Raw genomic sequence first — 19,995 nt, forward strand, 5'->3', positions numbered from 1 at the left:
GCGTGACCTCCCTTGCCCGCGCCGCCGTTCTTCTCGGCGCCCTCGGTCTGACCACCCTGACCCTCACCGCCTGCGGCGCCGCCCCCACGAAGGGCGCCGCGGGCGCCGACGGGAAGGACCTCGCCACCGCCGGCTCCGCCACCGAGGCCGGCGGGATGGACGCCCTGGTCGCCGCCGCCAAGAAGGAGGGCACGCTCAACGCGATCGCCATCCCCCGCGACTGGGCGAACTACGGCGCGATCATCGACGGCTTCACCGCGAAGTACGGCATCAAGGTGAACGTCGAGAACCCCGACGGCTCCAGCCAGGACGAGATCAACGCGGTGAAGTCCCGCAAGGGCCAGGACCGCGCCCCCGACGTCCTCGACCTCGGCGCCTCCTTCGCCCAGGCCGCCGGCGAGCAGGGCCTGACCGCCCCGTACAAGGTCGCCGCCTTCGACAAGATCCCCCAGACGCAGCGCGACGCCCAGGGCCGCTGGTTCAACGACTACGGGGGCTACGTCTCCATCGGCTGCGACGCCAAGCGCGTCAAGGTCTGCCCGCAGACCTTCGCCGATCTGCTCAAGCCCGAATACAAGGGCAAGGTCGCCCTCAACGGCAACCCGACGAAGTCCGGCTCGGCCTTCGGCGGCGTCTACGCGGCGGCGCTGGCCAACGGCGGCTCGTTCGACGACATCCAGCCGGGCATCGACTTCTTCGGCAAGCTGAAGAAGAACGGCAACTACAACCCCGTCGAGTCGACCCCCGCCACCGTGGAGAAGGGCGAGACGCCCATCTCCATCGACTGGGACTACCTCAACGCCGGCTACGCCGAGCAGTTCGCGTCCAAGGGCGTGGACTGGAAGGTCGCCGTGCCCACGGACGGTGTCTACGCCCAGTTCTACTCGCAGGCGATCAACAAGGACGCCCCGCACCCGGCGGCCGCGCGGCTGTGGCAGGAGTACCTGTACAGCGCCGAGGGCCAGAACCTGTGGCTCAAGGGCTACGCCCGGCCCGTCCTGATGCCGGCCATGGAGGCCGACGGCACGCTCGACAAGACCGCCGCCGCCGCGCTGCCGAAGGTCTCCGGCACCCCGGAGTTCCCCACCGAGCAGCAGACGTCCAAGGCCAAGGAGACCCTGTCGCAGGGCTGGGCCGCGGCCGTCTCCGGGTGACGCCTCGATGACTCCGCACTCCTCCACCGCCCCGTCCGGGGCCGCCCACGCGCATACCGCGCGGGTGGCCCCGGCGGGGTCGGGAACCGCCGGTTCCCCCATGGCCGACGACTCCCTCGCGGCCCCGGTCTCGCCCGCGGCCCCGCACGCCCTGCCCACCCCGCCCGCCCCGCACGCCCCCGTGCGCCGGGCCCTGCGCCGCAGGCGGCCCAGCGGCTGGCTCGCCGCCCTGCCGCTGTTCCTGGTCGTCGCGCTCGCCTTCGGGCTGCCCGCGCTCGCCATGGCCGACGGTGCCTTCACCGTCGCCGACGGCGGGTACGGCCTCGACAACGTGACCCGGTCCGTGGACGGCGCGTACCGCACCGCCCTGATCGGCAGTGTCGAGCTCTCCGCGCTCACGGCCGCCGCGGGCACGGTCTTCGGTCTTCTCCTCGCCCAGGCCGTGGTCTCCTCGCGCGGCCGGGCGCTCCGCGAAGCCGTCCTCACGGCGTCCGGTGTGCTCGCCAACTTCGGCGGAGTCCCGCTCGCCTTCGCGTTCGTCGCCACCCTCGGCAACGCGGGCGTGCTCACCACCCACCTCGGTCTCGCCGACCACGGCTGGTCGCTGTACGGATTCTGGGGCCTCGCCCTGACCTATCTGTACTTCCTCGTGCCGCTGATGGTGCTGACCGTCGCGCCCGCGCTCGACGGACTGCGCGTGCAGTGGCGCGAGGCGGCCCACGACAACGGCGCGACGACCTGGCAGTACTGGCGGCATGTCGGCATCCCGGTGCTCCTGCCGTCCCTGCTGGGTGGCTTCGTGCTGCTGTTCGGCAGCGCGTTCGCCGCGTACGCGACGGCGGCGGCGATGGTCGGCAGCTCCGTGCCGCTGGTCACCCTGCAGATCGCGGACGCGCTCTCCGGCAACGTCCTGGTCGGCCAGGAGAACGTGGCGCTCGCGCTGAGCCTCGACATGGTCGTGGTCGCGGCGCTCGTGATGGCCGTCCACCTCCCCCTCCAGCGAAGGAGCACCCGATGGCTCGCCTAGGACGTCCCTTCGTCCTCCTGGTCGCGGGGATCTACTTCCTGGTGCCGCTGCTCGCGTCCGCCGTCTTCACCGTGGACATCCCCGGGCAGGGGCTCACCCTCTCCTCGTACACCCGGATCTTCACCGCGCCCGGGTTCACCGGCAGTCTGCTGCTCTCGCTGGGGCTCGCGGCGGCGACCGTCGCGCTCGTCCTGCTGATCACCATCCCCGCGGCGGTCGCGGCCCGGCTCTCGGTGCCCCGGCTGCGGCCGGTCCTGGAGATCGTGTGCACGCTGCCGCTGGTGGTGCCGCCGGTGGCGCTGACCGCCGGGCTCGGAACCGTCCTGCGCTGGGGTCCGGAGAAGCTCTCCACGACCCCGCTCTACCAGACCTTCGTGGCCGTGCAGAACCCGGACTTCCCCTTCGTCCTGGTCCTCGCGTACGCCGTGATGGCGCTCCCCTTCGTCCACCGGGCGCTCGACGCGGGTCTGCGCGCGGTCGACGTCCGCACGCTGGTCGAGGCCGCGCGGGACTGCGGCGCGTCCTGGCCGCGTGCGCTGGTCTCGGCCGTGCTGCCCAATCTGCGCGGCGCGCTCCTGAACGCCTCGTTCCTGACGCTGGCGCTGGTGCTCGGCGAGTTCACGGTCGCCTCGCTCCTCGGCTACCAGCCCTTCGCGGTGTGGATCGTGCAGGCCTCCGGCTCCGACGCCCGGCTCTCGGTGGCCGTGTCGCTGCTGAGTCTGTTGCTGACCTGGGTGCTGCTGCTCGCGCTGACCACCGTGGGCAACCGGCGCCGGGGCGACCGCCGCCGCGCGTCGCGCCCTTCCCGTACGTCCGAAGCCACCGAGGCTTCCCGAGGAAAGACCTCCCGATGACCGTGACCGACACCCCCACCCGGACCGGGGCGGCTCTCCAGCTGCGCGGCCTGCGCCGGTCCTTCGGCTCCGCCGTCGCGCTCGACGGCCTCGACCTGGACGTCGCCCCCGGCGAACTCCTCGCCCTGCTCGGCCCGTCCGGCTGCGGCAAGACGACCGCGCTGCGCGTGCTCGCCGGATTCGAGCGGCCCGACGAGGGCCAGGTCCTGCTCGACGGCGAGGACATCGTGCCGGTGCCCGCCAACCGCCGTGACACGGCGATGGTGTTCCAGTCGTACAGCCTCTTCCCGCACCTCACGGCCGCCGACAACGTGTCCTTCGGGCTGCGGATGCGCAAGGTGCGGGCCGCCGAGCGGCGTGCGCGCGCCGCCGAGCTGCTCGAACTGGTCGGGCTCGCCGGCCACGGCGACCGCTTCCCGCACCAGCTCTCCGGCGGCCAGCAGCAGCGGGTCGCGCTGGCCCGCGCGCTGGCGCTGCGTCCCCGGCTGCTGCTGCTCGACGAGCCGCTTTCGGCGCTCGACGCCCGGGTCCGGGTGACGCTCCGGGAGGAGATCCGCCGGCTCCAGCTGGAGCTGGGCATCACCACCGTGTTCGTCACGCACGACCAGGAGGAGGCGCTGTCGATGGCCGACCGGGTCGCGGTCATGAACGGCGGCCGGCTCGAACAGTGCGCCACTCCCACGGAGTTGTACGAGCGTCCCGCCACGGACTTCGTCGCGGGGTTCATCGGCACCATGAACCGGGTTCCCGGCCGGGCCGTGGGCGACGGTCTCGTCGAGGTGCTCGGCGCCCGGCTGCCGGTCGAGGGGTCGGGCGGCACGGGTGACGTGCGGGTGCTCCTGCGACCGGAGGCCCTGGAGGTGACGGCGGGCGGCCCCGCCCGCGTCACCGGCACCTCGTTCCACGGCCCGACGACCCGGCTGCGGATCACCCTGCCCGACGGTACGGACGTCAAGGCGGACGTCCCCACGCACGCGGCGGCCGGGCTCACCCCGGGCACGGACGTCTCCGTCCGTCCGCACCAGCGGCCCGTGCTGCTCGTCTCCTCCGCGCCGACGGGCGGTGCGGCGTGACACGGCTGCAGGCGGTCCTGTTCGACATGGACGGGACCCTCGTCGACACCGAGGGCGTCTGGCTGGACGTCGTCGAGACGGCCGCCGCGCGCCGGGGCCGCGCCCTGGACGCCGGGCGCCGAACGGCGGTGACGGGACGGTCCGTCGAGGACACCGCGGCCCTGCTGCACACCTACCTGGACGCCCCGGCGGCCGAGCTCGCCGCAGAGCTGAGCGCGGACTTCGCCGGGCGGCTCGCGGTGGCCGCGGCGCCCCGCCCGGGCGCGCTGCGGCTGCTCGCCGCGCTGCGGGAGAGCCGGGTGCCGACGGCGCTGGTCTCCGCCTCGCCACGGGCGGTCGTCGCCCAGGTGGCGAGCACCCTGGACGGGCACCGGTTCGACGCGCTGTTCGGCGCGGAGGACACGGCACGGACGAAGCCGGAGCCCGACCCCTATCTGGCGGCCGCCGTGGCGCTCGGCGCCGAGCCCGGGCGGTGCGTGGCGGTCGAAGACAGCCCGACGGGGGTCGCCTCGGCCGTCGCCGCCGGCTGCCGCGTCCTCGCCGTGCCGTCGACGGAGCCGCTCGGGGAGTTCGCCGGGACCGAAGGCGTCACGCTGGCGGGCTCGTTGACCGAGGTCGACCCCGAGCTCCTGCACTCCCTGGTCGGGTGAGCGGGGCACATGACAGGGTGGACGTGTGAGTGAGGAACGGGCGCGGACGCCGCTGTATCTGAAGGTCGCCGCCGATCTGCGGACCGCCATCACGGCGGGCGAGTACGGCTCCGGGGCGAAGCTGCCGGCGGAGGACGAACTGGCCCGTCGTTACGGCGTGTCCCGGGGGACGGTCCGCCAGGCGCTGGCCGCGCTGCGCACCGACGGGCTGATCACCTCCCGGCGCGGCTCGCGCCGGGTGGTCCTCGGCGGGCCCCGGCTCCACAGCTTCGGCGAGCTGCGTTCCTTCACGCGCTGGGCGCGCTCGCTCGGCGAGGAGCCGGGGGGCAGGATCGTGGCGGTGGAGCGGGTGCCGGCGGACGCGGAGGAGGCCGAGAAGCTGCGCGTCGAGGAGGGCGCGCCGGTCTACCGGGTGCGGCGGCTGCGGACGCTCGCGGGCACGCCGGTGATGGTGGAGCGCACGACGTATCCGGAGCGGATCGGGGAGCTGGTGGCCGGGATGCCGCTGGACACGGCTTCGCACTCGGAGCAACTGGAGCTGCACGGCGTGCTGTTCGCCGACGCCCGGCACACCATCGATCTGGTGCCGGCCGACGCGGACGACGCGGAGCTGCTGGGCTGCCGGGCCGGGGAGTCGCTACTGCGGGAGCGGCGGCACTCGACCGACCCGGCGGGGAACCCGGTGGAGTGGTCGCAGGACCGCTATCTGCCGGGGACGGTGGCGTTCACGATGCAGAGCTCGACGGCGACGAGCGCGCTGGGCAGGCGGCTCGGTTCCTGACCGAGGTTCTTGCGCTCAGCTTCTGAGCAGGGCGGCCAGCAGGGGCCTGAAGTGCGCGAAGCCGGGGGTCGGCAGGTCCGGGTCCTTCGCCTGCTCGTCCCAGCGGCGTACGGCGACGGCGTCGGCGGCCCCCGGGTGGGCCTCGAAGGCGCGGACCTGGTCCTCGGTCATCGGCCCGCCCTGGACCTCCAGGGTGTGGACGGATGCCTCGGAGAGCAGCGCGACGTAGCCGGGCTCGACGGCGCACAGGTACCGCTTGGCGGCGACGTGCAGCCGTACGGGTTCGGTGACTTCGGGCCCGAACCACTGGTCGAGCCAGTCGGCCCCGGTGTGGCTGTGGCGGTTGTCGGTGCCGTTCTCCATCAGGTCACGGCCGGTGACCGCGCCCTGGAAGTGGCCGACGTCGTGGAGCAGCGCCGCCGCGACCAGGTGCGGCGGGGCACCGGCCGCCTCGGCGAGGGCGCCGGCCTGGAGCATGTGCTCGGCCTGGGTGACGGCCTCGCCGAAGTACTCGGCGCTGCCTTCGCCCTCGAAGAGCGTGGCGAGGGTGTCGAGGGGGTTCACTTCGCGGTCCCTTCCCGGCGCAGGACGGCCAGCGTGGAGGCGAGGCCGTCGATGTCGGCGTAGGCGCCCTGGAGGTGGCGGTCGCCGGACTCGGCGAACGCGGTCCTGGCGTGCAGCAGCCGCGTGTTGTCGAAGATCAGGCAGTCGCCGGGGGTGAGCCGGAAGTCGAGCTGGAGCTCCGTTCGGAGGAGCAGCTCGCCGAAGCGCCGGTAGGCCGCGTAGAAGTCGGCGAGGAGGTCGGCGGGCAGCCGCAGGGTACCGATGGAGCGGTTGTTGAAGCGGATCTCGCGGATCCGGCCGGTCGGGTCGGTGCCGATCAGGGGCCGGTGGGCGCGGAGTTCGGTCCGCTCGTCGGCGAAGGCGAACGGCACGGGGACGCGGGTGAGGATCTCGTACGCCTCCGGGTCCTCGGCGCGCAGCAGGGAAGCGGCGTGGAAGCCGTCGACGAGGCCGGAGTCGCCGCCCTGCGCCGCGTTGGTGAGGCAGTGCAGCAGCTGGAGGGTGGGGACCGGGTCGCGGTAGGGGTTGTCGGTGTGCGGGGTGATCCGCGCGCCGGTGAACGCGAGGTTGTTGGGGTCGGCCTCGACCCGGACCTCGAACAGCTCGCCGTAGTTGGTCTCGCGTACGTAGCCGAAGGTACGGGCCACGTCGAGGACCTGGCGGTCGCGGACGGGCACGTTCCGGACGACCGCGAAGCCCAGGCGGAGCACGGCGTCGAGGGTGTCGGCGCGGACGGTGGGGTCGGTCGTGTAGGCGGTCCAGTCGGCCTCGGGGAGCCCGTCGGCGAACCGCTCGGCGGCCCACAGCTCCTTGTCGTCCTCGGTGCGGCCGTCGCCGGGTGCGGCCGCCGCGCCGGGGAGGTGGGCGCCCAGCCAGGACTCGGCGTAGACCGACCGGTGTCCGTCGGGAGCCCAGACGACTTCGCGGGCGGGGGCGCCGTCGGGGGTGCGGGTGTCATGGACGGTGCCGACGGCGAGCGCGGCGGGGAGCTCGGTGATCTGGAACAGCTTCTGGCCGTTCCGGGGGTCCCGGCAGGCGGTGCAGGGACAGTTGTCGCGCAGCCAGAGCGGCGGTGCGGCGGCGAGTGACGCCATGAGGTTCTCCAAGTTGTACAGACAACTTCCGTTCTCCGAGGAGCCTCGCAGCCGCGGATGACCGAGGGGTTACGGACAGCCCAACAGCCGCCCGAACCGGACTCCGGCGACAGGCGGCACGTCATGGACGCCATCGTGCCCGGTCCGCGGCCCGGCCAGGATGGGGGCCGGCCGCGAACCGGGGGCTGAGGGGGGCGGGTGGTTCAGCAGCCGTGGTCGACGAGGTCGAACGAGGCGTAGTGGTCGGCGGTGTAGTAGTCCTCCTGGTGGGACTCACCGGTCACGATCCGGCGGGCACCGCGGGTGGAGGAGCCCGGGGTCTTCACCGTGTACTCGTGGTAGTAGCCGGTGGAGTGGGCCGGGAGGATGCCTTCGCGGTTCTGGAAGACGCTGCCGTCCTGGTCGTACGGGAAGGGTCCGCCCTGCTCTATCAGGCGGAGGGTGTCGTGGGCCTGGGAGGGGAGGTCGGAGTAGCAGATCTCGCCGACGGCGGCGGCCGAGTAGGCGGACGCGGCGGACACCGGGGCCGCCGGGGCGACGGCCGCGCCGGCCGGGGCGCCCAGGAGGAGGGTCGAGACGAGGGCGGCGGCGCCGCCGATGACGGTGAATCGTGGGGGGATTCGCATGCCCCCGATGATGACGCGCGTAGAAGCGGCCCCGACAGTCCAACTCCCTTGATTTCCACGGACGTTAACTTCTTCTGCCCGATGTGGGGGCCGCGTGTGCGGCCCTCACCCGGACGTCACGTCCTCCCCTTCTTCGCAGGTGAAGGCTCATCCACCCGCGCCGTACACCGGTCGCGGCACCTCCGCCTCCGCCAGGAGTTTCGAGGCCGCCTCCCCCGCCTCCGCCGGGCTCCAGCGCGCCCCCTTGTCGGCCGTCGGGCCCGGTCGCCAGCCCTCCATGACCGTGATCCGGCCGCCCTCCGCCTCGAAGACACGGCCGGTCACACCCGCCGAGGCGGCGGAGCCCAGCCAGACGACCAGCGGGGAGACGTCCTCCGGTGCGCCCTCCAGGCCCGCGAAGGCCTGCTCCGTCATCCGCGTCCTGGCCGCCGGGGCGATCGCGTTGACCTGGACCCCGTAACGGCCCATCTCCGCCGCCGCGACCAGCGTCAGACCGACGATGCCCGCCTTGGCCGCCGCGTAGTTGCCCTGCCCGACGCTCCCCGACAGGCCTGCGCCCGAGGTGGTGTTGACGACCCGGGCCACCGGTTTGCGACCCGCCTTCGCCTCCGCGCGCCAGTACGCCGCCGCGTGCCGCAGGGGCAGGAAGTGGCCCTTCACATGGACGCGCATCACCGCGTCCCAGTCGTCCTCGCCGAGGTTCACCAGCATCCGGTCCCGCAGGAAGCCCGCGTTGTTGACCAGGGTGTCCAGGCGTCCGAAGGCGTCCAGCGCGGCGGCCACCAGCGAGGCCGCCCCCTCCTCCGTGGCGACGTCGCCGCCGTGCGCGACGGCCTCGCCGCCCGCCGTACGGATCTCCTCCACCACCTGCCCGGCGGGCGAGCCCGACCCGGCGGAGCCGTCGAGACCCACCCCCAGGTCGTTGACCACGACCTTCGCCCCCTCGGCGGCGAAGGCGCGCGCGTGCGCCCGCCCCAGGCCCCGTCCCGCACCGGTCACGATCACGACCCGGCCCTCGCACAGACCCATCTCAGCTCTCCTTGTCGGCAGTTGCGGCATGGTTGACCGTCGCGGCTTCCAGAAAGGCGGGGCGCTCGCCGCCCCCGTGCACCAGCAGTGAGGCTCCGGAGATGTAGCCGGCCCGGTCGGAGGCCAGGAAGACCACCGCCTCCCCCACGTCCGAGGGATCGGCGAGCCGGCCGAGCGGCACGGTCCGGGCGACGGCCGCGATCCCGTCCTCGTCCCCGTAGTGCAGATGGGAAAGTTCGGTCCGGACCATCCCGAGGACCAGGGTGTTCACCCGGACGTACGGAGCCCACTCCACGGCCATCGAGCGCGCGAGGTTCTCCAGGCCGGCCTTCGCGGCGCCGTACGCGGCCGTGCCCGGTGAGGGCCGGGTCGCGCTGACGCTGCCGATCATGACGACGGAGCCGCGCGCGGCCCGCAGCAGCCCGTGGGCGGCGAGCGACACCCGTAGCGGGACGGTCAGGTTCAACTCCACCACCCGTGCGTGCCGTTCGGCGCCCCCCTCCCCCAGGAGCCGGTAGGGCGTGCCGCCCGCGTTGTTGACCAGCACGTCGAGCCGGCCGTACCGCTCGCCGACCTCGGCGAAGAACGCGCCGACGGCGGCGGGTTCGCGCAGGTCGACGGGGACGAAGAAGGCCTCGCGGCCGCCCTCCGCCACGGGCGTGTCCGGCGGTCGGCGGGCGCAGACGATCACCCGCGCCCCCGCCCCGAGAAGGGCCCGCGCGATGCCCGCGCCGACCCCGCGTGTGCCGCCGGTGACGACGGCGACCCTCCCGTCCAGCTCCATCGGCTGCTACCTTCCTCACCAAGCAGTCACCTAACAAATGTTTGGTGGAAAGGTAGCTGATCCGCTCATGGGTGTCTCCACCACAAGCCCGGGCAAGGGCATCGCCCTCGTCACCGTCGACTTCCCACCGGTCAACGCCCTGCCCGTACAGGGCTGGTACGAGCTCGCCGACGCCGTCCGCGCGGCCGGCCGGGACCCGGGGACCCGCTGCGTCGTCCTGACCGCCGCGGGCCGCGGTTTCAACGCCGGGGTCGACATCAAGGAGATGCAGCGGGACACCGGGCACGGCAGGCTCATCGGCGCCAACCACGGCTGCGCGGAGGCGTTCGCGGCGGTGTACGAGTGCGAGGTGCCGGTCGTCGCGGCGGTCGGCGGCTTCTGCCTGGGCGGCGGCATCGGGCTCGTCGGCAACGCGGACGCGATCGTGGCATCCGACGACGCCACCTTCGGACTGCCCGAACTCGACCGCGGCGCCCTCGGCGCCGCCACCCACCTGGCCCGGCTCGTCCCCCAGCATCTGATGCGCGCGCTGTACTACACCTCGCGCACCGCCACCGCCGCCGAGCTGCACGCCCACGGCTCGGTCTGGAAGGTCGTGCCACGCGAGGAACTCCTCGGCGCGGCGCTGGAGCTGGCGGCCGAGATCGCCCGGAAGGACGGGTATCTGATCCGGCTCGCCAAGGCCGCGATCAACGGCATCGACCCCGTGGACGTGCGCCGCAGCTACCGCTTCGAGCAGGGCTTCACCTTCGAGGCCAACCTCAGCGGGGTCGCCGACCGCGTCCGTGACACCTTCGGCAAGGACGAGGCCAGGGAGGCCGGCTCGTGACCGACAAGACGATGACCCCCGACGAGGTGGTGGGCCGCCTGCACAGCGGCATGACCCTCGGCATCGGCGGCTGGGGCTCCCGCCGTAAGCCGATGGCGCTGGTCAGAGCGCTGCTCCGGTCCGAGATCACCGATCTCACCGTGGTCTCGTACGGGGGCCCCGACGTCGGGCTGCTGGCAGCCGCCGGCCGGATCCGCCGGCTGGTGGCCGCCTTCACCACCCTGGACTCCATCCCCCTCGAACCGCACTTCCGCGCCGCCCGCGAACGCGGCGACTTCACCATGACCGAACTCGACGAGGCCATGTTCATGTGGGGCCTCCACGCCGCCGCCAACCGGCTGCCCTTCATGCCCGTCCGCGCCGGTCTCGGTTCGGACGTGATGACGGTCAACCCCGAGCTGCGGACGGTCACCTCGCCCTACGAGGACGGCGAGACGTTCGTCGCCGTGCCCGCCCTGCGCATGGACGCCGCCTTCGTCCACCTCAACCGCGCCGACCGGCTCGGCAACGGCCAGTACCTGGGCCCCGACCCGTACTTCGACGACCTCTTCTGCGAGGCCGCCGACACCGCGTACCTCTCGTGCGAGCGGATCGTCGAGCGGTTCGACGCCGGCACCGCCCCGCAGTCCCTGCTCGTCAGCCGGCACAGCGTCACCGGCGTCGTCGAGACACCGAACGGCGCCCACTTCACCTCCTGCGTCCCCGACCGCGGCCGTGACGAACCCTTCCAGAAGCTGTACGCGACCACTCCCTGGACCGAGTTCGCCGCGCGCTTCCTCTCCGGCAAGAGCGAGGACGACTACCAGCAGGCCGTCCGCGTCTGGCACGAGGAGCAGCAGTGACCACGACCACGACCGTCACCCGCGCCGAGTACTGCGTCGTCGCCTGCGCCGAGGCCTGGCGCGACGGCGGCGAGGTCCTCGCCGCCGCCATGGCCCCGGTCTCCTCCTTCGGCGCCCGGCTGGCCAAGCGCTCCTTCTCCCCCGACCTGCTCCTGACCGACGGCGAGGCGATGCTCGTCGGCCTCGACGGGGAGGTCGAGGGCTGGCTGCCGTACCGCCGCCATCTGACGATGGTCACCGGCGGCAAGCGGCACGTCATGATGGGCGCGAGCCAGATCGACCGGTACGGCAACCAGAACATCTCGTGCATCGGCGACTGGTCCCGTCCTGCCCGGCAGCTCCTCGGCGTCCGCGGCGCACCGGTCAACACCCTGAACAACCCGGTCAGCTACTGGATCCCCAAGCATTCCCCGAGGGTCTTCGTCGAACGCGTCGACATGGTCAGCGGGGTCGGCCACGACCGCGCGGCAGCCGCCGGGGTGAACCGCTTCCACCGGATCCCCCGGGTCGTCTCCGACCTCGGCGTCTTCGACTTCGAGACGCCCGACCGCTCGATGCGGCTCGCCTCCCTGCACCCGGGCGTCACCGTGGACCAGGTCCGCCGGGCCACCGGCTTCGACCTCGTGATCGGCGACGCCGTCCCGTACACCCGCGAGCCGACCGCCGAGGAGCTGCGGCTGATCCGCGAGGTGATCGACCCCCGGGGGCTGCGGGACCGGGAGGTCAGGGCCTGATGGAGACGGCGCTCACCAAGCTGACCGGGGTCCGGCATCCGATCGTCCAGACCGGCATGGGCTGGGTCGCGGGCCCCCGCCTGGTCACCGCCACGGCCGAGGCGGGCGCCCTCGGCATCCTCGCCTCCGCGACGATGACGGTCGACGAACTCCGGGCCGCGGTCCGCGAGGTGAAGTCCCGTACGGACCGGCCGTTCGGGGTCAACCTGCGCGCGGACGCGGGCGACGCCCGCGAGCGCGTGCGAATCATCGTCGACGAGGGGGTACAGGTCGCCTCCTTCGCCCTCGCCCCCTCCCGCGAGCTGATCGCGGAGCTCAAGGACGCGGGCGTGGTCGTCGTCCCCTCCATCGGGGCCCGGCGGCACGCCGAGAAGGTCGCGGCCTGGGGCGCGGACGCGGTGATCGTGCAGGGCGGCGAAGGCGGCGGGCACACCGGCGACGTGGCCACGACGGTCCTGCTCCCGCAGGTCGTCGACGCGGTCGGCATCCCGGTGATCGCCGCGGGCGGCTTCCACGACGGGCGCGGTCTGGTGGCCGCGCTCTCCTACGGGGCCGCGGGCATCGCCATGGGTACCCGTTTCCTCCTCACCTCCGACTCCACCGTTCCCGACGCCGTCAAGGCGAAGTACCTCGCCGCGACGGTCAAGGACGTGACGGTGACGACCGCCGTCGACGGGCTGCCGCACCGGATGCTCCGTACGGAGATGGTCGCCGCCCTCGAACGGGCGGGGCGCGTACGGGCGTTGGCACAGGCGGTCCGCCGCGCGGCGGGCTTCCGCGGGATCTCCGGGCTTTCGTGGTCACGGATGGTCCGCGACGGTCTCGCGATGAAACACGGCAAGGACCTGTCGTGGAGCCAGGTCCTGCTCGCCGCGAACACCCCCATGCTCCTCAGAGCGTCCATGGTCGAGGGCCGCACCGACCTCGGTGTCATGGCGTCCGGACAGGTCGCGGGAATCATCGAGGACCTCCCCAGCTGCGAGGAACTCGTCCTGCGGGTCATGTCCGAGGCCGAGCACGTGCTCCGCACCCTGCCATCACCAGGGTGAAGCCCTCGTCCCCCACGGGAGTTCCCTCATGCCTTTGTCGAGACGCGCACTGCTGAGCACCGCCACCGCCGCCGCGTTCACGGCGGTCACCGCCCCGGCCGTCGCGGCGCCCCGGAGCCGTGCCCGCGCCGCGGCCGTCCGCCACATCCCGCTCCAGGGCGCGGTCAACGTACGTGACCTGGGCGGCTACCTGACGTACACGGGCGAACGGGTCCGGCACGGCCTGGTCTACCGCGCCGACGCCCTGAGCAAGCTGACCGACGCCGACGTGACGACGCTCGCCGGGCTGCGGCTGGGCCGGGTCGTCGACTTCCGGATCCCGCTGGAGGTCCAGTACGACGGCGCCGACCGGCTCCCGGCCGGGCTCGTGGCGGTGTCACGGCCGGTCACCGACAACGGCCTGTTCGGGCAGCTGCTCGCGGCGATCGGCTCCCGTGACCCGGTGCGGCAGGAGGAGATGCTCGGCGGCGGCCGGGCGGCCGCCTTCATGCGGGAGGTGTACCGCTCCTTCGTCACGAGCGCGGCGAACCGTGCCCAGCTCGGCCTCACGCTCCGCGAGCTGGCCGGCCTGGGCGCGACACCGTCGCTGTACCACTGCACCTCGGGCAAGGACCGTACGGGCTGGACGAGTTACCTGCTCCTGACGGCTCTGGGCGTGCCGGAGACGACGGCCGTCGGCGACTACCTGGCCTCGAACACCTTCCGGGCGGCGTACGACGCGAAGGTGCGGGAGGGATTGAAGCAGGGCGGGCTCATGCAGAACCCGGACCTGATCATCCCTCTCCAGGAGGTGCGGACCGAGTATCTGAAGACCGCGCTCGACGAGGTCAAGGCGGGGTACGGCAGCCTCTTCCGCTACCTCACCCAAGGCCTCGGCCTGGAGCTGAGCACGCTGGCGAAGCTCCAGGACCGCCTCGTCGACTAGGCGGACGCGCCGCCGCCACGGCGACCGCCACGGCCGCCGCCGGTCCCGGAGCCGGAACCGCCGCCGCTGCGGGTGCGGGTGGACGCGCCACCCGTACCCGTACGCGCACCGCCGGTACCCGCTCCGGTGCGCGCACCGGCCGTACCCGCTCCCGTACGCGAACCAGCCGTACCCGTACGGGTGTTGGCGCCCGAGCGGGAACGGCCGCCGCCACCGCCGCCGCGGCGCGAGCGCTGGCCGCCGGTGCGGGGCTGCGCGGGCTGCGTCGGCTGCGGGACCTCGATGACGACCGGGACGCCCGAGGGCTCGCGGGCGCCGGTGAGACGGGTCAGCTCGTCGTCGCTGGACTTGATCTGCGCCGTACGCGGGCTGATGCCGGCGTTCGACATCAGCCGGCCCATGTCGCGCTTCTGCTCGGGCAGGACGAGGGTGACCACGCTGCCGGACTCGCCGGCCCGGGCGGTGCGGCCGCCCCGGTGCAGGTAGTCCTTGTGGTCGATGGGCGGGTCGACGTTCACGACCAGGTCGAGGTCGTCGACGTGGATGCCACGGGCCGCCACGTTGGTCGCCACGAGCGCGGTGACCTGACCGTTCTTGAACTGGTCCAGGGTGCGGTTGCGCTGCGGCTGCGAGCGGCCGCCGTGCAGGCCGGAGGCGCGTACGCCACTGGCGAGCAGCCGCTTGACCAGGCGGTCCACGGCACGCTTGGTGTCCAGGAAGAGGATCGTGCGGCCGTCGCGGGCGGCGATCTTCAGCGTGACGGCCTTCTTGTCGGTCTCGTCGGCGATGTAGAGCAGGTGGTGCTCCATCGTCGTGACGGCGCCGGCGGACGGGTCGACGGAGTGCACGACCGGGTCGTCGAGGAACATCTTCACGAGCCGGTCGATGTTCTGGTCGAGCGTCGCGGAGAAGAGCATCCGCTGGCCGTCGGGCTCGACCTGCTTGAGGAGCGCGGTGACCTGCGGCATGAAGCCCATGTCGGCCATCTGGTCGGCCTCGTCGAGGACCGTGATCGCGACCTGGTCGAGCCGGCAGTCGCCCCGCTCGATGAGGTCCTTCAGGCGGCCGGGCGTGGCGATGACGACTTCGGCGCCACGGCGCAGGGAGTTGGCCTGCTTGGTGATCGACAGACCGCCGACGACGGTGGCGAGCCGCAGCTGCACCGAGGTGGCGTACGGGGCGAGGGCGTCGGTGACCTGCTGGGCGAGCTCGCGCGTGGGCACCAGGACCAGGGCCAGCGGGGCCTTGGGCTCGGCGCGGCGGCCCGCGGTGCGGGCGAGGAGCGCGAGGCCGAAGGCGAGGGTCTTGCCGGAGCCGGTGCGGCCGCGGCCGAGGATGTCCCGGCCGGCGAGCGAGTTCGGCAGGGTGGCGCCCTGGATCGGGAACGGCTCGGTCACGCCCTGGGCGCCCAGGGTCTTGACCAGGGCCGCGGGCATGTCGAGGGCGTCGAAGGATTCGACGGAGGGGAGCGCGGGCGTCAGCGTCTCGGGCAGGGTGAACTCACGCGGCGGCGGAGGCGAGGCCGGTCCACGGCCACGGCCGGCGCCCTTGGCCTTGCCCTTGGGGGCGGCGGCGGAGCCACGGCGGGTATTTCCGGACGGGTTTCCGGAGCGGGATTCCGCGGCCCTGCGGGGCCGCCTTTCGGATCGGGTCATGGGAAATGCCTTCCTGGCCTGAGCACAGCACAAGCCGGGACCCGCACCTGCGCGGTGCGGGTCCCGGCTGCGAGAAAACGCGTCCGGCAATTAGGCCGGGAGGATGTTCTCCGCCTGCGGGCCCTTCTGGCCCTGCGTGACGTCGAAGGTGACCTTCTGGCCTTCCTGCAGCTCACGGAAGCCAGAGGTCGCGATGTTCGAGTAGTGGGCGAAGACGTCGGCGCCGCCGCCGTCCTGCTCGATGAAGCCGAAGCCCTTTTCGGCGTTGAACCACTTCACGGTTCCGGTAGCCACAATTATCTCCTGAATAGGTAAGGGTCCCATCCCGGAGAGTCCGGAAAACAAAATTGCGCCTGAGGAACATTCCCGTCAGGCGCACATAAAGTTCATGGGTACCAACTAGCAACAGTGAAACCTTAGCATGCCGCCCCACCCGGAGGGCGGGACGGCGACGAGCATCACACCGGGAGCGGTGAGAAGGTCGGAGCCGCTCGATGATCGTCACGGCACGTGCTGACGGTCAGAGCCGCTCGATGATCGTCACGTTGGCCTGGCCCCCACCCTCGCACATCGTCTGGAGGCCGAAGCGGCCGCCCGTTCGTTCCAGTTCGTGGAGGAGGGTCGTCATCAGCTTCACGCCCGTCGCGCCCAGGGGGTGTCCGAGGGCGATCGCGCCGCCGTTGACGTTGACCCGCTCCGGGTCGGCGCCCGTCTCCTTCAGCCAGGCGAGGACGACCGGGGCGAAGGCTTCGTTGATCTCGACGAGGTCCATGTCGTCGATGGTCATGCCGGTCTTCTTCAGGGCGTGGGCGGTGGCCGGTATCGGGGCGGAGAGCATCCGGATCGGGTCCTCGCCCCGCACCGAGAGGTGATGGACACGGGCGCGCGGCGTCAGACCGTGCTCCCGTACGGCCCGCTTGCTCGCCAGGAGCATCGCCGCAGCGCCGTCGGAGACCTGGGAGGAGCAGGCCGCCGTGATGGTGCCGCCCTCGACGACCGGCTTCAGCCCGGCCATCTTCTCCAGGGTGGTGTCCCGGCGCGGGCCCTCGTCCACGGTCACGTCGCCATAGGGGACGGTCTCGCGCTCGAAGCGGCCCTCGTCGATCGCGCGCAGCGCCCGCCGGTGGGAGCGGAGGGCGAATTCCTCCTGGTCACGGCGGGTGATGCCCCACTTCTTGGCGATCAGCTCGGCGCCGTGGAACTGGTTGACGGGCGCGTCGCCGTACCGGGCCCGCCACCCCTCGGAGCCGGCGTAGGGGCCGTCGGTCAGGCCGAGGGGTTCGGCGGCCTGCCGGGAGGCGAAGGCGATCGGGATCACCGACATGTTCTGGGTGCCGCCGGCCACGACCAGGTCCTGGGTGCCGGACAGGACGCCCTGCGCCGCGAAGTGCACGGCCTGCTGGGAGGAGCCGCACTGGCGGTCGATCGTGACGCCGGGGACCTCCTCGGGGAGGCCGGCCGCCAGCCATGCCGTACGGGCGATGTCGCCAGCCTGCGGGCCCACGGTGTCGAGGCAGCCGAAGACGACGTCCTCGACGGCGGAGGGGTCGACGCCGGAGCGGGCGACGAGGGCCTTCAGGACGTGCGCGCCGAGGTCCGCCGGGTGGGCGGAGGCCAGGCCTCCCTTGCGGCGGCCCACCGGGGTGCGGACCGCTTCGACGATGTAGGCCTCGGCCATGACAACTCCTCCAGACGTCTAGGGACGTACGGCGATTCCGTCCAGGACCATCGACAGGTACTGGCGGGCGATCTCGTCCGGGCTGTGCTGTCCGCCCGGGCGGTACCAGGACGCGGCGACCCATACGGTGTCGCGCACGAACCGGTAGGTGAGCCGGATGTCGAGGTCGGCGCGGAAGGTACCGGCCTCGACCCCGCGCTCCAGCGTGCCCAGCCACGCCTTCTCGAACTTCTGCTGCGAGTCCGAGAGGTAGTGGAAGCGGGGCTGGTCGGTGAGGTGCCTGGACTCCTTCTGGTAGATCGCGACGGCGGCGCGGTGCCGGTCGATCTCCCGGAAGGACTCGGTGACGAGGGCCTCGATGGTCTCCCTGGGGCCGAGTCCTGCGGCGAGGACGGCGTCGTACCCCTCCCACAGCTCGGTCAGGAAGGTGGAGAGGATCTCGTCGAGCATCGATTCCTTGGAATCGAAGTGGTAGTAGAGGCTGCCGGCGAGCATGCCGGCGGCGTCGGCGATCTTCCGTACGGTCGTGGCGTTGTACCCCTGGGCGGCGAACACCTCGGCCGCGGTGTCCAGGAGTTCCCGGCGGCGCTCGGGCGAGGCGGTCACGGGGGGCTTCTTCTTGCTGTTGCTGCTGACGGTCTTCGGCACACGTCCATTCTGGTCCTACGCGTGCTGGCTGCTGACCGAGACGGTCTCGCCGGTCATGTAGGAGGAGTAGCCGCTGGTGAGGAAGACGATGACGTTGGCGACCTCCCAGGGCTCGGCGTACCGCCCGAACGCCTCGCGCTCGGTGAGCTCGGCGAGCAGCTCGGCGGAGGTGACCTTGACCAGGTGCGGGTGCATGGCGAGGGACGGGGAGACGGCGTTGACACGGACGCCGTACGCCGCGGCCTCGACGGCGGCGCAGCGGGTGAGGGCCATGACGCCGGCCTTGGCGGCGGCGTAGTGGGCCTGGCCCTCCTGGGCGCGCCAGCCGACGACGGAGGCGTTGTTGACGATCACGCCTCCCTGCTCGGCGGCCTCGAAGCGGCGCAGTGCGGCGCGGGTGCAGCGGAAGGTGCCGGTCAGGGTGACGTCGAGGACGCGGCTCCACTGGGCGTCGGTCATGTCGACGAGCGCGGCGGTGCCGCCGAGCCCGGCGTTGTTGACGACGGCGTCGAGGCGGCCGTGGAGCCGTACGGCGGTGTCGAAGAGGGCCTGGACCTGGCTCTCGTCGGTGACGTCGCAGGGGAGCGCGTCGACCTGGTCCGCGCCGAACTCTGCGGCGAGGGCGGCCTCGGTCTCCTTGAGGCGGCGGGCGTGGGCGTCGCTGATGAGGACTCGGGCGCCCTCCTCAAGGAAGCGGCGGGCGGTGGCCCCGCCGATGCCCGCTCCGGCGGCGGCGGTGATGACTGCGGTACGGCCGGCCAGGAGGCCGTGCCCGGGAACGTACGGGGGCGGGGCGCCCGGTGGGGTCGCGGGTGGGGTCATGGGCGCGGCTCCTTGGGGAGGCCGAGCACCCGCTCGGCGATGAGGTTGCGCTGGATCTCGCTCGATCCGGCGTAGATGGTGTCGGCGCGGGAGAAGAGGAACAGCCGCTGCCATGCGTCGAGTTCGTACGGCTCGGCGGCGACGACCGTGGAGGCGGCGCCGCAGACGTCCATGGCCAGCTCGCCGAGGTCGCGGTGCCAGTGCGACCAGTAGAGCTTGGCCATGGAGGGATCGGTGCCGCGCAGGGCGCTCGCGCGCATGGCCTGGAGCCCGGTCCACGCCCGGGTGAGCCGGTCGCGGATCAGCGGGTCGGCGAGGGCGCCGTTGCGCCGGGCGAGCGCGATGAGGCCTTCCAGCTCGCGGCGGAAGCCGACCTGTTGGCCGAGGGTGGAGACACCGCGTTCGTGGCCGAGGGTGGCCATGGCGATGCGCCAGCCGTCGCCGGGCTCGCCGACGACGTTCGCGGCGGCGGTCCTGGCCCCGTCGAAGAAGACCTCGTTGAACTCGCTGGTGCCGGTGAGCTGGACGATCGGCCGGATCTCGACGCCCGGCCGGTCCAGGGGGACGAGCAGGTACGAGAGTCCGGCATGGCGCCGGGAGCCGGGCTCGGTGCGGGCGACGACGAAGCACCACTGGGACTCGTGGGCGAGCGAGGTCCAGATCTTCTGGCCGGTCACCACCCACTCGTCGCCCTCCCGCACGGCGCGGGTGCGGACGGCGGCGAGGTCGGAGCCGGCCTCCGGCTCGCTGTAGCCCTGGCACCAGAGCTCCTCGACGGCCCGGATCGGGGGCAGGAAGCGGGCCTTCTGCTCCTCGGTGCCGTGGTCGATGAGGGTGGGGCCGAGGAGCTGTTCGCCGATGTGGTTGACCCGGGCGGGGGCGTCGGCGAGTGCGTACTCCTCGTGGAAGGCGATCTGCTCCTCGATGCTCGCGCCGCGCCCGCCGTGCTCCTTCGGCCAGCCGACGCAGGTCCAGCCGTGGGCGGCCAAGTGGCGTTCCCAGGCGAGGCGTTCGGCGAACGCCTCGTGCTCGCGGCCGGGTCCGCCGAGACCCTTGAGGCCGGCGAACTCCCCGACGAGGTGGGTCCGCAGCCAGGCGCGTATCTCGGCGCGGAACTCCTCGACGCTGCTCATGGCGCTGCTCATGGCCGTACGTTAACCTACCAAACACTTGTTAG

At 72.6% G+C, this 19,995-nt stretch carries 22 protein-coding genes; 11 read left to right on the forward strand and 11 right to left on the reverse strand.

Going from position 1 to position 19,995, the window contains the following annotated elements:
* Positions 1 to 2: 2 nt before the first annotated feature.
* The 6 genes from ACFY8U_RS21805 to ACFY8U_RS21830 all read left to right on the forward strand — a co-directional run bounded on the left by ACFY8U_RS21805 (position 3) and on the right by ACFY8U_RS21830 (position 5,539).
* The gene (locus tag ACFY8U_RS21805; protein ID WP_389572561.1) at positions 3 to 1,154 is read left to right on the forward strand and encodes an ABC transporter substrate-binding protein; all 1,152 of its coding nucleotides are present in this window, start codon (positions 3 to 5) and stop codon (positions 1,152 to 1,154) included.
* A gap of 100 nt (positions 1,155 to 1,254) precedes the next feature.
* Complete coding sequence (locus ACFY8U_RS21810; protein ID WP_389572564.1) at positions 1,255 to 2,181, forward strand: ABC transporter permease; 927 nt, start codon at positions 1,255 to 1,257, stop codon at positions 2,179 to 2,181.
* Positions 2,169 to 3,035: an ABC transporter permease gene (locus ACFY8U_RS21815; protein ID WP_389572566.1), complete on the forward strand. Its 867-nt coding sequence runs from the start codon at positions 2,169 to 2,171 to the stop codon at positions 3,033 to 3,035. The genes ACFY8U_RS21810 and ACFY8U_RS21815 overlap by 13 nt, the downstream gene beginning before the upstream one ends.
* A complete protein-coding gene (locus ACFY8U_RS21820) occupies positions 3,032 to 4,108 on the forward strand; it encodes an ABC transporter ATP-binding protein (RefSeq protein ID WP_389572569.1) in 1,077 nt (358 codons plus the stop codon). The genes ACFY8U_RS21815 and ACFY8U_RS21820 overlap by 4 nt, the downstream gene beginning before the upstream one ends.
* Complete coding sequence (locus tag ACFY8U_RS21825; protein WP_389572571.1) at positions 4,105 to 4,758, forward strand: HAD family hydrolase; 654 nt, start codon at positions 4,105 to 4,107, stop codon at positions 4,756 to 4,758. The genes ACFY8U_RS21820 and ACFY8U_RS21825 overlap by 4 nt, the downstream gene beginning before the upstream one ends.
* 25 nt (positions 4,759 to 4,783) lie before the next feature.
* Positions 4,784 to 5,539, forward strand: a complete 756-nt coding sequence (locus ACFY8U_RS21830; RefSeq protein WP_389572573.1) for a GntR family transcriptional regulator — start codon at positions 4,784 to 4,786, stop codon at positions 5,537 to 5,539.
* A gap of 15 nt (positions 5,540 to 5,554) precedes the next feature.
* On the opposite strand, the gene ACFY8U_RS21835 is transcribed toward ACFY8U_RS21830, so the two are convergent.
* The 5 genes from ACFY8U_RS21835 to ACFY8U_RS21855 form a co-directional block, all read right to left on the reverse strand.
* On the reverse strand, positions 5,555 to 6,103 hold the full coding sequence (locus ACFY8U_RS21835; protein ID WP_389572576.1) for a phosphonate degradation HD-domain oxygenase: 549 nt from the start codon (positions 6,101 to 6,103) through the stop codon (positions 5,555 to 5,557).
* Positions 6,100 to 7,197 (reverse strand): TauD/TfdA family dioxygenase, encoded by a 1,098-nt coding sequence (locus tag ACFY8U_RS21840; RefSeq protein ID WP_389572578.1) that lies wholly within the window; start codon positions 7,195 to 7,197, stop codon positions 6,100 to 6,102. The genes ACFY8U_RS21835 and ACFY8U_RS21840 overlap by 4 nt, the downstream gene beginning before the upstream one ends.
* A gap of 203 nt (positions 7,198 to 7,400) precedes the next feature.
* A complete protein-coding gene (locus tag ACFY8U_RS21845) occupies positions 7,401 to 7,823 on the reverse strand; it encodes a ribonuclease (RefSeq protein WP_361592973.1) in 423 nt (140 codons plus the stop codon).
* 147 nt (positions 7,824 to 7,970) lie between these two features.
* On the reverse strand, positions 7,971 to 8,852 hold the full coding sequence (locus ACFY8U_RS21850; RefSeq protein ID WP_389572581.1) for an SDR family oxidoreductase: 882 nt from the start codon (positions 8,850 to 8,852) through the stop codon (positions 7,971 to 7,973).
* A 1-nt stretch (position 8,853) separates the two neighbouring features.
* Entirely contained in the window at positions 8,854 to 9,636 is a 783-nt protein-coding gene (locus ACFY8U_RS21855) for an SDR family oxidoreductase (protein WP_389572583.1), read from the reverse strand.
* Positions 9,637 to 9,703: 67 nt separating this feature from the next.
* Between ACFY8U_RS21855 and ACFY8U_RS21860 the strand changes: the two genes are divergently transcribed.
* From ACFY8U_RS21860 to ACFY8U_RS21880, 5 genes are read left to right on the forward strand one after another with little or no spacing between them, the layout of a single operon-like run.
* On the forward strand, positions 9,704 to 10,465 hold the full coding sequence (locus tag ACFY8U_RS21860; protein WP_389572586.1) for an enoyl-CoA hydratase family protein: 762 nt from the start codon (positions 9,704 to 9,706) through the stop codon (positions 10,463 to 10,465).
* Entirely contained in the window at positions 10,462 to 11,307 is an 846-nt protein-coding gene (locus ACFY8U_RS21865; protein ID WP_389572588.1) for a CoA transferase subunit A, read from the forward strand. Before ACFY8U_RS21860 ends, ACFY8U_RS21865 begins: the two co-directional genes overlap by 4 nt.
* Entirely contained in the window at positions 11,304 to 12,041 is a 738-nt protein-coding gene (locus ACFY8U_RS21870; protein WP_389572591.1) for a CoA-transferase subunit beta, read from the forward strand. Before ACFY8U_RS21865 ends, ACFY8U_RS21870 begins: the two co-directional genes overlap by 4 nt.
* The gene (locus tag ACFY8U_RS21875; protein ID WP_389572594.1) at positions 12,041 to 13,090 is read left to right on the forward strand and encodes an NAD(P)H-dependent flavin oxidoreductase; all 1,050 of its coding nucleotides are present in this window, start codon (positions 12,041 to 12,043) and stop codon (positions 13,088 to 13,090) included. Before ACFY8U_RS21870 ends, ACFY8U_RS21875 begins: the two co-directional genes overlap by 1 nt.
* 28 nt (positions 13,091 to 13,118) lie before the next feature.
* Entirely contained in the window at positions 13,119 to 14,015 is an 897-nt protein-coding gene (locus ACFY8U_RS21880) for a tyrosine-protein phosphatase (RefSeq protein WP_389572597.1), read from the forward strand.
* Here the strand turns inward: ACFY8U_RS21880 and ACFY8U_RS21885 are convergent.
* The 6 genes from ACFY8U_RS21885 to ACFY8U_RS21910 all read right to left on the reverse strand — a co-directional run bounded on the left by ACFY8U_RS21885 (position 14,012) and on the right by ACFY8U_RS21910 (position 19,951).
* The gene (locus ACFY8U_RS21885; RefSeq protein ID WP_389572600.1) at positions 14,012 to 15,670 is read right to left on the reverse strand and encodes a DEAD/DEAH box helicase; all 1,659 of its coding nucleotides are present in this window, start codon (positions 15,668 to 15,670) and stop codon (positions 14,012 to 14,014) included. The genes ACFY8U_RS21880 and ACFY8U_RS21885 overlap by 4 nt on opposite strands.
* Positions 15,671 to 15,760: 90 nt before the next feature.
* Complete coding sequence (locus ACFY8U_RS21890) at positions 15,761 to 15,964, reverse strand: cold-shock protein (RefSeq protein ID WP_290114082.1); 204 nt, start codon at positions 15,962 to 15,964, stop codon at positions 15,761 to 15,763.
* A 226-nt stretch (positions 15,965 to 16,190) separates the two neighbouring features.
* On the reverse strand, positions 16,191 to 17,348 hold the full coding sequence (locus ACFY8U_RS21895) for an acetyl-CoA C-acetyltransferase (RefSeq protein WP_389572604.1): 1,158 nt from the start codon (positions 17,346 to 17,348) through the stop codon (positions 16,191 to 16,193).
* Between the two features lie 18 nt (positions 17,349 to 17,366).
* Complete coding sequence (locus tag ACFY8U_RS21900; protein WP_361766607.1) at positions 17,367 to 17,996, reverse strand: TetR/AcrR family transcriptional regulator; 630 nt, start codon at positions 17,994 to 17,996, stop codon at positions 17,367 to 17,369.
* Between the two features lie 15 nt (positions 17,997 to 18,011).
* Positions 18,012 to 18,818, reverse strand: coding sequence for an SDR family oxidoreductase (locus ACFY8U_RS21905; RefSeq protein WP_389572607.1), 807 nt, complete (start codon positions 18,816 to 18,818; stop codon positions 18,012 to 18,014).
* Positions 18,815 to 19,951: an acyl-CoA dehydrogenase family protein gene (locus tag ACFY8U_RS21910; RefSeq protein WP_389573261.1), complete on the reverse strand. Its 1,137-nt coding sequence runs from the start codon at positions 19,949 to 19,951 to the stop codon at positions 18,815 to 18,817. The genes ACFY8U_RS21905 and ACFY8U_RS21910 overlap by 4 nt, the downstream gene beginning before the upstream one ends.
* Between the last annotated feature and the right edge of the window lie 44 nt (positions 19,952 to 19,995).

It is taken from the genome of Streptomyces sp. NPDC012508 (assembly GCF_042902595.1).
Classification (GTDB): domain Bacteria; phylum Actinomycetota; class Actinomycetes; order Streptomycetales; family Streptomycetaceae; genus Streptomyces.